The sequence below is a fragment of the Lactobacillus sp. VURO6/B1 (VP7) genome, from assembly GCF_058139575.1.
In genome coordinates, this window is sequence record NZ_JBVOWJ010000003.1 from 14,337 (window position 1) to 26,669 (window position 12,333).

Consider the following 12,333-nt stretch of genomic DNA (forward strand, 5'->3'; position numbering starts at 1 on the left):
TATTTAATATTTAAAATTGATAATAAAAACGCACACAATGTTTTAAAATACTTTTGTGTGCGTTTTGTTATCCTTTTGACGTATTTAATGAGATCTCATACTTATCTCTAAGTTTGTTGAATTGACTAAAGTTAATTAATCCATCAGATTGCAGGCGACCTACTACTATTCCAGCAGATACCTTTGTTTTTTTAGCAAATGTTTTAATTGTGCGACTGGTGAATATTCCTTCGCTTACATAGTTTTTATATTCTTTTTGGGAGATAAAGAAGTCTGTAGCAAATTGGTCAGCTTTCCTTTCTTTTTCTTGATATTGATTTTTATCCTTGTATCCAGAATAAAAATCTTCGTAATATATGTGTCCCAATTCATGAACCAATGAGAACCAAAAAATATCAGCATACTTATTTTTATCAGTAATTAGAAGCAATACACTACCGTTTTTGAATTTTTTAGTAGCTCCATTTAGTCTTGCTCCTGGAAGGTTTGGCAGAGCTTCTAAAACTATACCGCAAGTTAATAATAATTTTTTTAGTTTAGGGTAGAACAGATCAGGATCCTCTAAAATCATTTTTTTAATAGTCGGTAGTATTTTTAACAACTTTTCCCTATTATATTTATTAGCTGTCTTGTTACGAGCATTGTTAGTCGCAAGCTCGAGCATAACATTCGAACAGATTATAGATTTTCTCTCGTTGGTTGAGGCTGAACGCCGGTAGCTCACTGCAGCATTGAAGTCTTCTAGTCTAGTTAAATTTGAAAGCTTAAGTAATTTATGTAGAACTTCAATTTTTTGCTTTAATTTATATCTTTTCTTAGCAATATAGCCATTACTTTCTAAATAAGAAAAGTTAATGCAATTGCAAACTTTCTTTTCATTTTTATTCTTTTCATTTTCAATTTCTTCAATTTTTGAATCAAAGTTAGCTTGCAAATTCAACCATGTTTTTATTGATATACCAGTCACCTTAGACAGTTTATTGGCAATTGAAGATGTAATATTTTCTTTTCCATTAATTATTTTACTAATAGTTTTAGGCGATACCTCAAGTCTAGCAGCAAATTCAGCTTGTGTAATATTTAAGTCTTCCACGATTTCTTCTACATAAGAACCCGGATGGAAAGCGATTAGATCTTTATATTCAATTTCGTTACTCATAATGCTTACTAACCTCCGTTATCTCAATAATAGTTATAGATTTAGACTCAGTAAAAACTTGCTCCCTTTTATACCCATCAAAAGTAGATATTATCCTATATTCACATTTTTTGCCATCAATATCCATTGCATAAAAACCATTTTTGTCACCTCTTAAGCTATGAAATCTTAAAGGTCTGAAGGATATCACTGATGCTAAATTTTCTGAACTTTTGATAAAATTAATTCTGTTTATTAACTTTTTGGCGACCTTTTCTGGTAAATATTTTTTTGCTTGTTTCAGAGATTCACACTGTTTTTCAACCTTTTTATATTTGTAATTAATAAGCATACTTCCTCCACAAGCCTTTAAATTACCTATTAGGTAATTTAATACTATTGCTATTTAGCGTGAAAGTCAATGGTTGCAATAATATTCGTAACATGCATTCATAGCAAAAAAGGACAAGTTTTTAAATTCTTGTCCTTTAATTTGCTTATTAAATTATTTAATCGTATATAATTACAGGTTCATGTTTGCTTACATTATGCCAAACTTGTTTTATTTCTCTAGGCTTGATATTAACGCAACCATGAGAACCGCCACGTAAATAAGCTTTTTTACTCCAATCGCCACGCCAGCTCGCATCATGGAAACCGCAGCCACTTAAAGTAAATGGCATCCAGTATCTGACTGGTGAAGCATATTTAGAGCCGTCGTTATTGCGTCCGCGCAATACAGCATGACCTTGCTTATAGTGAATATACCAAACACCTTGAGGGGTACTGTTACCCTTAACGCCATCTCTCGTACCAGTGACAATGTCATTCAAATGTACGACTAATTTGCCATTTTTTACAATCCACATTTCCTGCTTTTTAAGTGAAACTACAATATAGTTATTTCCTATACCATGATTGTTTTTGCCATATCCTAAACCATAAGTGCTATAACCCAGGCCATAGATGTAATCTTTACCATCAAGATTTTTAGTCCCATTTAAAAATGCTTGTTCGACAGCGGCTTGAGCCTTTTTGACATGAACACCCCAGCCATAGCTTTGGTTTTTGACGGTAATTTTGCTTCCTGCAACTTTTTTGCCCTTTGGCACAGTGAACTTGTAACTTTGGTGAATAGTTGCAACTTCCTTGTCAATTTTATTGAGTTTTGCTGTTAAATTTTCTGAATTAAGAAATGAATATTTGCCTTTTTTGTAAATTGCCTGATTAATCAGACTTTGAGCTTTAAGCTGATAATCCTTGCCGGCTACATGGTAATTGACCACAGCGTGACTCACAGCCTGCATTTTTTTATTGGCAGCGTCTAAGTCAGTATTGCGGTATTCATAATTTTGCTTATCTGGCATTGTAGTATGCTGCTTTTTGAAGTAGTTAGCAACTTCCTTTTTCTTAATCGTATCAATGCTGGGATCGCGTTCAATTGCAACTTTACCATTTTCCAGGGAGACGATATTGTTGGCTTTCCGATTAATCTTGGCCGTTGCTTTATTAATTGTTAAGTTTCCAACTTCTACTCCATAAATATTAACATTAGGGTTAAAATGATTAATAGCGAATGCTTTAGCCTGCTTTTGCGATTCAACGTGATTATTATATAGAACCACGCCAAATATAACTGCTAAAATCAGAACTATTCCGATAATAATCAGAAACAAGTTATTGCGGTTGTTGTGTTTTTTTAAATTTCTTTTTGATTGCATAGTTCTACCACCGTTGGAATTTTTAAAAAATAATTGCGGTTACAGTTTACCATCTATTGCGGCTCTAGTAAAATGCAATATTTAAGAAAATTTTTTAGGAGGGATTGCCCAATGGAAAATGACCCATTAGTGTTTGATGTTAACATAGCTAAAGAAAAGCCTAATTCTTACCGTAAAGTGAAAAACAATTCTGGTTGTCCCTTTTGTAATGTGGCGGAATTGACTAATATTATAAAAAGGCAAGGCGACATGATTTGGCTAGCTAATAAATATCCGACATTGCTGGATACTGTTCAAACAGTTTTGATTGAATCTAATAAACATGCGGGAGATATCACTACCTATTCACCTGAATATAATCGGGCTTTGATGCGCTTTTCACTGTCATGTTTTAAGCAAATGAATGATTCACCTGAGTTCGGATCGGTATTATGGTACAAGAATTTTGGCAAAAATTCTGGAGGATCACTTGAGCACCCGCACATGCAAATCGTTGGCTTGAAAAAGATGAACGGTTATAAGTATCTTCAGCCCAATAATTTTGAAGGCATTAGTATTTTTAACAAAAGCGGGCTGGAGGTTAACGTTGGCACCCATCCGATTCAAGGCTATATCGAATTAGATTTCAACCTGCTTGATGAAAAAAGTATTGATGACTGGTCCGACTGGATTCAAAGTGGTGCTAAATACATGCTGGAAGTTTTGTCCAACGGTCACTATGACTCCTACAATTTGTTCTTTTATCCGCGTTTTGATCAGGGAATTTGTGCGAAATTGATTTTACGTTACACAGCTTCACCATATTTTGTCGGCTATAAGCTTTCACAGGTAGATAATCGGGAAAAGTTACTAACTGAAGCTAAAAAATTTAAGCGCTTTTTTGAGTCTGGATCAGTTTTAGAGAAAGGATTTAAAATATAGTTTTTATTAAAGTAATTATTATTAAAACTAATACTTAGCAGAGATAATATTTGCGACAAATAATTCTAAGCAATATAATAGCAAGGTGTTTTTTTAAGGAGGACGCAAATGCGCAGAAAAGAAACTAAGAACCTGGCTATTACTGCCATATTTGTCGCAATCTTTTTATTGCAAACTTTCATTCCTAATATCGGTTATATTCGCATATTGCCAACTTTGCCGGCTATAACTACTATTCCTTTGACTGTTTCCATTTATTCTTTGCTTATGGGACCAATTGCCGGCACATTTTTCGGTATTTTTTGGGGTATTGCCCGTATGGTGCAGGCATATACGCAACCAGGCGATATTGTCAGCTTGATGCTCTTTCAGAACTTTGCGATTGCCGTAATTCCTAGTGTTTTGGCGGGTCTTTTTCCAGGACTGATTGGAAAATTAACTGCTAAAAAGAAAAATAGCATTAAAGAAGTAAGCTACACGGTTGCGGGAGCAGTGACTTCTTTAACTAACACTGTTTTTGTAATTCTACTAACCAGTCTGGTTTTCATGGGTAACTCTGCCAAACTGCTAGGCCATTTGGGCAGCTTCGCTCAGGGGACGCCTTTAATTACAGCGTTAATAATTGCCCTAGGTCTGAATGGTCTGGTTGAGGCAGTATTCACTGCAATTGTGACGCCAATTATTGTGACGCCGCTCAACAAGGTATTACGCAGAGTAGGCTAAGAAAATAGCAGTGTTTTTAAGAAAAACTTAATATTCTTAATTGACCGCTAAAAACAAGGAAAAAGTATGCAGATAAGTCTTTCAAAGTCGGAGAGGCTTATTTTTTTATTGACAAAAGTTAATAATAGAATTAGTGTATTAGATGAATAGTACAGAAGTATTGCGAAGAGGATCTTACAAATGACTGAAATTTTACGAGTAGACCAAGTTACTAAGACATACGGAAAGCGTGGCGAAAAGCAGTACCAGGCTCTCAAAGGCATTAATTTCGCGGTTAATTCAGGTGAATTTGTGGCCATTATGGGGGCCTCTGGTTCCGGTAAAACAACTTTGCTTAACATTTTGTCAACTTTGGACAAACCGACAACAGGCAATGTTTTTATTAACCATGAGGATAACAGCACTTTAAATGCCAATCAATTAGCTGACTTTAGAAGTAAGCAAATCGGCTTTATTTTTCAGGACTTTAATTTGCTGGAAAATTTAACTAATCGGGAAAATATTGCCTTGCCTTTAAGTTTAAGGGGTATTTCTCCCAGAAAAATTGATCCGCTGGTTGACAAAATTGCAACTAGACTGGGCATTAAAGAAATTCTGCCCAAGTATCCTGCTGAAGTATCAGGTGGGCAAAAACAGAGAGTGGCAGCTGCCAGGGCATTAGTACATGAACCTGCAATTTTGCTTGCCGATGAGCCGACGGGTGCCTTAGATTCAAAGAGCGCCCGCGAATTGCTCTATACTATGGCTGATTTGAATCAAAACGATGGTATTACCACTCTGATGGTTACGCACGATCCGTTTGCTGCCAGTTTTGCCAGTCGTATTTTATTTATTAAAGACGGCCAGATTGGTGAGCAAATGTTGAAAAACGGTCAGTCCAGACAAGAATTTTATCATCTGTTAATCGACCACTTAGATACTGACGAATAAGGAGAACTAAAATGGTTTGGAAGTTGTCCTTAACGGGAATCAAAAGTCGTTTTAAAGATTATGCGGTTTTATTTTCCGGCTTGGTTGTTGCCAGCATGATCTTTTACATGTTCCTTACAATCACAATTAACCCCACTTTTATCAAAAATGATATTGCAGCACCAAGTAACTATGTTCGGTTCACTTTTGCCTTTGGTATTATCTTGCTGATAATCATTACTATGGTTTACCTGGTTTATGCCAATTCTTTTTTGTTGAGCATGCGCAAACACGATTACGGCATGTACATGATGCTGGGAGCTAAGAGTACCAAAATTGGGTTACTAATTTTTTTGGAAACTTTAATAACTGGCATTTTAGCTACACTAGTGGGTATTGTGCTCGGGTTTGGCCTCACTGCCATAGTGTCACAGCTGTTAATATTTCGTTTAGGGTTGACGGTGAAACATTTTGCAGTTGTTTTACCCAACGCTATCATTTGGACGATTATCTTCTTCATTATCATGTTCTTATTCGGTGCTTTGAAAAATGTCCGTAAATTAACCAAGACACCGATAATTGAATTATTGCGTGATGACCAAAAGCCGGTTGCCTACAAGCGCCAGCCGGTCTTGCACTGGATTCAAGGAATACTAGGGCTGGTGCTCTTAGCTGCAGGCTACTTTATTCTGGGTCTTCCAGGCGGTGCTATTTTATTTATTATTCCAGCAGCGCTAGTGACCATAGTTGCCGGTTCATATTTCACATTTAACGCTTTTTTCAGCGCCTTAATCGGATTTTTGCTTAACCGCAGAAGCTTTTCTTATCATGGCATCCGGGTATTTACTCTAGGCCAGTTGAAATTTCGATTGCATGATTATACGCGAATTTTGACAGTTGTTTCATTGCTTTTTGCCTTGGCACTTGGAGCTATTACTGTAGGGCTTAACTTCAGCACGCTCAGTGAGCAACTTGAAGACAATTTTTATTATGACACTACTATTATCAGTGATTCTCCCAAAGTTGAGCAGGCTAAAAATAAACTGACGATTACTCGTGAGCAAACCTATCATTATAAAGAACAGGGTAAATATTTGTATTTTAACCGCAGTGAATTTAACAATAACCCAGTCAAAAACGTCAAGTTTTACATGAAAAATGGCAAACCGGCATACAAGACGATCAACTTGCCTACAAAAAAATTAGATGTGCCAGCAACATACGCTAATAATGCCTTTGGCGCTATGGTTCCTGATGGTATTGCTAAAATTATTCGCCTGGTTTCACCTAAAAAATGGACCGAGAAAAAAGGACAAGACAAGTTTGTCAGCTTTGTAAAAGTGAAAAACTTTGATCAGGATTTTCCCACCATATTAAAATTGCAGAAACAACAACTGAAGGAAAATTCTGCTTATTCGTATATTTATACTTCCAGCAAGGCGGGCAGTTACCAGTTAATCAAGAATTTCAGCAGCGGTTTTGAATTTATGGGCTTCTTTTTAGGCTTCGCTTTCCTGACCATGCTGGCCTCAACCTTAATGTTCAAGGTCTTAAGTGGCGCAGCTAGTGACAAGGTGCGTTACCAAATGTTATTTGAAATTGGCACAAGGGCAAAAGTTTTGCGGCAATCTATTAAAAATGAAATTGGGGTGCTGTTTCTTCTGCCCGGCGTATTAGGCATAATCGATGTGCTCTTTGGCTTGAGGCTGTTTAAGTTGCTCTTGCCACACCCATACCAGAACTTATGGATTCCTTTTACAATTTTTATCGTGCTATACCTGATTTATTACTTATTAACCGTAAAACTGTATGAAAAAATCGTCCTGGAACGTGAGTAAAATGGGAGCAGTAAATAGATCCTTGTTTTTAATTAAAGAAAGGAGCAGTAATGATTTGGAAACTGTCTGTGACGGGGATTAAAAATAGGCTAAAAGATTATCTGGTATTATTTTCTGGTTTAATTGTTGCCAGCATGATTTTCTACATGTTCTTGTCAATTGCTACTAACCCTGTATTTATTAGTAAAGATGTCTACGGTAGAACGGCATACCTGACATATATTTTTACCTTTGGCATTATTTTGTTAGTAATCATTACATCTGTCTATCTGATTTATGCCAATTCATTTTTGTTAAGTATGCGTAAGCATGACTATGGCATGTATATGATGCTCGGTGCCAAAAGCACGCGAATTGGTTTACTAATTTTTTCTGAAACTCTGTTAACTGGTTTCTTGGCTGTGTTGTTGGGCATAATACTAGGGCTTGGGTTGACCACAATAGTTACCAAGGCGTTGGTAGGTAAGTTAGGGGTAGAAATTACTCACTATAAGGCAATATTGCCGAGTGCCATAATAGGGACTTTGCTTTTCTTTGTTATTATTTTTCTCTTAGGTGCACTGAGCAATGTCCACAAACTTACACATACTCCGGTAATTGACCTATTACACGAAGATCAAACTCCAATTAATCTTAATCATCATCCCGTTTTGCGGGGAATTGAAGCAATTTGCGGTGTGCTTTTGCTGGCAGTCGGTTACTATGTAATGACTTTGTCCACCAGATATATTTACTTTCTTATTCCCACCGCCTTAGTAACAATTATTGCTGGCTCTTTCTTCGTCTTTAATGGCGTCTTTACAGCTATAATTAATTATTTACTTAATAAAAAATCTTTTTCATATCGTGGTATTAATGAATTTACTCTTGGTCAGTTGAAATTTCGTTTGCAAAGCTACACCAAGATATTAACTATGATTTCAATTCTGTTTGCCTTGGCTTTAGGTGCAATTACCGTGGGACTTAATTTTGGCTCCATGAAGGATGAGACGCAAAAAAGCTTTTATTATGATGCTACAATTGTTAGTCAGACGCCAGCAGTTAAAAAAGCAGAAGCAAAATTAGCCATTACTAATAAGCAGACTTATCACTACAAAGAAAAGGGGATGCATCTTTACTTTAACCGCGCGGAATTTGAAAAACAGCCGCTGAAAGAAATAGAAATCTATTTTCATAACAATCAAGACAATTTACCTACATATAAAGTGAAAACACTGGTTACTGCCGAACTGGATAAACCTGAAACAGCTGCCAACAGCATTTTTAGCCAAATGGTGCCTAACGGCATTCCTAAAAAAATTAAGCTAGTTTCACAGCAAAGATGGAATACACTTAATGGTCAGAAAAAATTCGTCAGTTATATTAATGTCAAAGACTTTGCCCATGATTTTCCAGTGATTAAACAAATTCAAAAAGAGCAACTGAAGGAAAATCGCAATTACCAGGATATTTACCTTTCTTCAAAATCATATAACTATAGCAATATGATTGGCTTTACCAGTGCGTTTGAATTTATGGGCTTTTTCTTAGGAATAGCATTTCTGACTATGCTCGCTTCGACGTTAATGTTTAAAGTTTTAAGTGGTGCAGCTAGCGACAAGGTGCGCTACCAGATGCTACATGAAATTGGAGCCAGGCCACAATTATTGCGCAGTTCAATCAGAAAAGAAATTGGTACTTTGTTCACCATGCCTGCTATTTTAGGCATAGTAGATGTCCTTTGTGGCTTAAAACTGTTTAAAACATTGCTGATATCTCCATACCATAATATCTGGATTCCATTTACAATTTTTATTGTGCTTTATCTGGGTTATTACTTGTTAACAGTTACGTTATATGAAAAAATTGTGCTCACAAATAAATAATTATAAAAAGACCGGATTTTGAAATAAATTTTCAAAATAAAAATAGTAACTCTTTAATTGGTGGGAATTCACGCAACATCTCATGAAAAAATAAGCCCAATATTTTGGGCTTTTTCTTGTGGATAAATTTAATTTCACAAAATCTTAATTGGAGAACGCTTTTATCCCTAGTATGCAAAAAATTGGTATAGCTTCCAATAATTTATGTTGGATTGGTCTGGATTTTTTAGGTAAAAACATCAGTAAATTTTTATGCAATTTTAGCTTGTTTTGTTTTGTTGACTTTTATCATTACAATTAAAGTAACAGTGAAGACGATTGCACTAAGTCCCAGGACACCGTACAGGGCATAATTAACGTTGATTGTACCAGCTATGGTGGTAAATAATGTCGTCATTAATGGACCAGCGATTGCCAAGATAGTGTTTAAAAGCCCTGCTGAAGAAGATAATATTTTGCGATCTACGGAGACAACCAACCGTTGCATTAATTTAGGACTGCTCGTACCAGCTAAGAAACCAAGATTGGTCATTAGAATAAGGCAGAACACTATATTCTTATTTAGGATGACAGTAGCCATAATGGCACTACTAATAGTAGATAATAAAGATAGCTGGAAAAGCGATGTGTTTTTAAGGAGTTTGGTGCCGACTACACTGCCAAGAGCTAAACCAATTGCGGCAGCGGCTCCTAGAAGTGCGATGGTGAAACTATAGCTGCCGATAAGCATGCTTTTGTTTCCTGCAATAACAATTGAAATTAATGGTTGGACAGAACTAAGCAAGCCATTAAGCATAGCTACAACTAAAACAATCGTTAAAAGTCCGTGGGCTTGCCTTACTTCCTTGAATGATGAACCAATTGTGGCAAAGAAGTTTTGGTCATTTACCTCTTCCGTCTGTTCAGGCTGTTGCTTATGAACGTTCATCCCAATGTTGGCATAAAGTAAGCCTGCTGCTAAGAAGGTTAGTGCGTTGACAACAGCCAGTTCTGAGTATGACATGAAGAGCAGGAGCCCGGAGCCAACAAATTGTGCAACTAGTGTAATTAGTTGTGATACGCCGCTTGTAAAACCCTGAGCTTCGGCCATTTCGTTTTCACCGACGAGGCCAACGATTAGCGGTGTTTGTAAACCGCCAGAGTACATGCCGGAAAGATCAGATACAAAGTTGAGTCCGATAACCATTAAGACCAGGTTCCAGCCAGCAATATTGGTGGCAAAGAGCAGACCCACCAGCATGTATAACGCAAAGCGAATAACTGCCAGCCAGACAATTACGCGATACTTATTGTGTGTCCGGTCAGCCAGGTAGCCACTGAAGCTTTGAATTAAATCAGGCAGAGACTCGGTAATTGCAATTAAAGATAATGCCAGGGAATAATTTTTTAACTTGCTGGCATAAGTCATGAGGGCCAGGTAGAACAGGATGTTGCCTGCACCGGATAACCAGCTGGCGAGGGTGAATTTTCTGTAATTTTTATTCTTTAAAAAAATGTTCATGTTTTTACCTCTTTTCTTAACTATATATTTAGTATATTTTGGTTATAATGAAAAAGAGAGGAATGTCATATTTGACAGTTTAAAGTTAGAAGGAATAAAAATGACAATTGGGGAGTTGTTAAAAGATTATCGGATAAGTCAAAAAAAGACTCAAAAACAATGGGCAAAAGATGTGATAAGCCCTTCATTCTATGCGAAAGTAGAAAAAAATTTAAGTCGGATTTCTGCCGAAGATTTAATTGAATTACTACATTCTAATCAAATTCCAGTGATTGATTTTTTCAGTAAATTAAATCAAAAAGATAAGTCGATTAATCAACAAGAATTAGAAATAAATCGACTTATTAATGAAGCATATTACCAAAATTCCAAAAAAGAGTTGCAACAAATACGAGATGTAGTTGCTGAAAGTGACTTGCCTAATAAAAATGATGAATTACTTCTTATTGATGCCTATATTGCGGTAATTAGTAAAGACCTTACAATGCTAGATAAAGAAGTTATAGACAGAATGAAAGAAAAAGTTTTTAATATTTCTAATTTTGATGAAGATGGATTAATTATGTATTGTAATTTCATGAGCTTTTATGATTTGAATAGCAACTTATTGCTATCTAAAAGGATAATAAAACAGCTTGTTGGATCAAGCAGTGTCAGAATACAAGACAAAATTTTGGCTATCATTATCAATATGCTGATTTTTTGCATTAGAAATAAGCGATTTGAAGAAACTGAGGTATTTGTTAATTATGCGGATCAAATAAAAACAAAACCGGAGGTTTTCTTTTATAAGCTGCTGATACCGGCATTTTATAATATAGTTAAATATCAAGATAATCATGATCAAAAATATCTGGATGAAACAGAAATAATAATTAAAAGTATCAAATTAGCTGGAATGCCAGATTATGGTAAGGAGTTAGAAGAGCTTTTAGTTGCAAATAAATAAACTTAAAAATGGCATGTTTGATTTTGAAGTGACCCCCCCAAATTTGGGGGTATTTTTATGTCTAAATTATCTAAACAAGATAAAATTGAAATCTATCATCTTTGGCACAGCTAATTAGTTTGCTTTTACGGATTTTTTGGCATTTCTGAAGAATATTATCCACTCATAAATACATGCAATAACCGCTATTAGATAATCATACCAATGAAAAGCTTTTGAAAAGCCTACTAGAGAGAGAACAAACACGGCAATCAACGCTAAACTAAAAAATATAGGTTTAGCAATCGCCATATTATACTTAATAAGCCAAGTATCAATTGGCAGAAGCTCTAAAGCTAAAATAATTATTATTACTAAAGTAGTATCCATGTTATAGTCACACCTTTTAAACTATTTTAAAGATAAATAAATACGATTGTTCGTGCAGTCCAGTAAGCGACTGTCTTGTCAAAGTGTAGATATACAAAAAGGCAATCCACTGGATTGCCTAGACGCCTAGTACGCCTCTTTTGCATGCAAAGATCACACTTTATTTCTTCTACTGAAATTATAGCATAAGAACACATGAGAGAATAGTGAAGTACGCCTTTCGATCCTCTCCGAAAAAAGGTGATAGCATGGGAAGGGTTGTACTTTTATTTCTTCTGAAGTGTTTACTACTAACCAGTCTAACGCCTGCATTGCGCAAGCTAGGACAAGATTTTGATAAATTAGCCAATTTAATCGAAAAGATGCTTCGGTTATTTAAGTAGTAATCAGAAAGAAATG

The 12,333-nt window shown here is 35.7% G+C and carries 11 protein-coding genes; 6 read left to right on the plus strand and 5 right to left on the minus strand.

Annotated elements, in window-relative coordinates:
• Positions 1-67: 67 nt before the first annotated feature.
• The 3 genes from ACZ2M0_RS02280 to ACZ2M0_RS02290 all read right to left on the minus strand — a co-directional run bounded on the left by ACZ2M0_RS02280 (position 68) and on the right by ACZ2M0_RS02290 (position 2,859).
• A complete protein-coding gene (locus tag ACZ2M0_RS02280) occupies positions 68-1,159 on the minus strand; it encodes a HigA family addiction module antitoxin (RefSeq protein ID WP_490058369.1) in 1,092 nt (363 codons plus the stop codon).
• Entirely contained in the window at positions 1,152-1,490 is a 339-nt protein-coding gene (locus ACZ2M0_RS02285; protein WP_490058370.1) for a hypothetical protein, read from the minus strand. Before ACZ2M0_RS02285 ends, ACZ2M0_RS02280 begins: the two co-directional genes overlap by 8 nt.
• 157 nt (positions 1,491-1,647) lie before the next feature.
• Complete coding sequence (locus ACZ2M0_RS02290; protein ID WP_490058371.1) at positions 1,648-2,859, minus strand: L,D-transpeptidase family protein; 1,212 nt, start codon at positions 2,857-2,859, stop codon at positions 1,648-1,650.
• Between the two features lie 111 nt (positions 2,860-2,970).
• Between ACZ2M0_RS02290 and ACZ2M0_RS02295 the strand changes: the two genes are divergently transcribed.
• From ACZ2M0_RS02295 to ACZ2M0_RS02315, 5 genes are all read left to right on the plus strand, one after another.
• Positions 2,971-3,780, plus strand: coding sequence for a DUF4931 domain-containing protein (locus ACZ2M0_RS02295; RefSeq protein WP_490058372.1), 810 nt, complete (start codon positions 2,971-2,973; stop codon positions 3,778-3,780).
• Positions 3,781-3,888: 108 nt separating this feature from the next.
• The gene (locus tag ACZ2M0_RS02300) at positions 3,889-4,503 is read left to right on the plus strand and encodes an ECF transporter S component (RefSeq protein WP_081945394.1); all 615 of its coding nucleotides are present in this window, start codon (positions 3,889-3,891) and stop codon (positions 4,501-4,503) included.
• 180 nt (positions 4,504-4,683) lie between these two features.
• Positions 4,684-5,433, plus strand: a complete 750-nt coding sequence (locus ACZ2M0_RS02305) for an ABC transporter ATP-binding protein (protein ID WP_490058373.1) — start codon at positions 4,684-4,686, stop codon at positions 5,431-5,433.
• A gap of 11 nt (positions 5,434-5,444) precedes the next feature.
• Positions 5,445-7,250 carry an FtsX-like permease family protein gene (locus ACZ2M0_RS02310; RefSeq protein WP_490058374.1) on the plus strand — a complete coding sequence of 602 codons (1,806 nt, stop codon included), beginning with the start codon at positions 5,445-5,447 and terminating at the stop codon, positions 7,248-7,250.
• Positions 7,251-7,300: 50 nt separating this feature from the next.
• Positions 7,301-9,115, plus strand: a complete 1,815-nt coding sequence (locus tag ACZ2M0_RS02315; protein WP_490058375.1) for an FtsX-like permease family protein — start codon at positions 7,301-7,303, stop codon at positions 9,113-9,115.
• Between the two features lie 250 nt (positions 9,116-9,365).
• Here the strand turns inward: ACZ2M0_RS02315 and ACZ2M0_RS02320 are convergent, their stop codons facing one another.
• Positions 9,366-10,616: an MFS transporter gene (locus tag ACZ2M0_RS02320; RefSeq protein WP_490058376.1), complete on the minus strand. Its 1,251-nt coding sequence runs from the start codon at positions 10,614-10,616 to the stop codon at positions 9,366-9,368.
• A 100-nt stretch (positions 10,617-10,716) separates the two neighbouring features.
• On the opposite strand from ACZ2M0_RS02320, the gene ACZ2M0_RS02325 reads away from it, so the two are divergent.
• Positions 10,717-11,565: a helix-turn-helix domain-containing protein gene (locus ACZ2M0_RS02325; protein WP_223902881.1), complete on the plus strand. Its 849-nt coding sequence runs from the start codon at positions 10,717-10,719 to the stop codon at positions 11,563-11,565.
• 114 nt (positions 11,566-11,679) lie between these two features.
• On the opposite strand, the gene ACZ2M0_RS02330 is transcribed toward ACZ2M0_RS02325, so the two are convergent.
• Entirely contained in the window at positions 11,680-11,934 is a 255-nt protein-coding gene (locus ACZ2M0_RS02330) for a hypothetical protein (protein WP_223902880.1), read from the minus strand.
• Between the last annotated feature and the right edge of the window lie 399 nt (positions 11,935-12,333).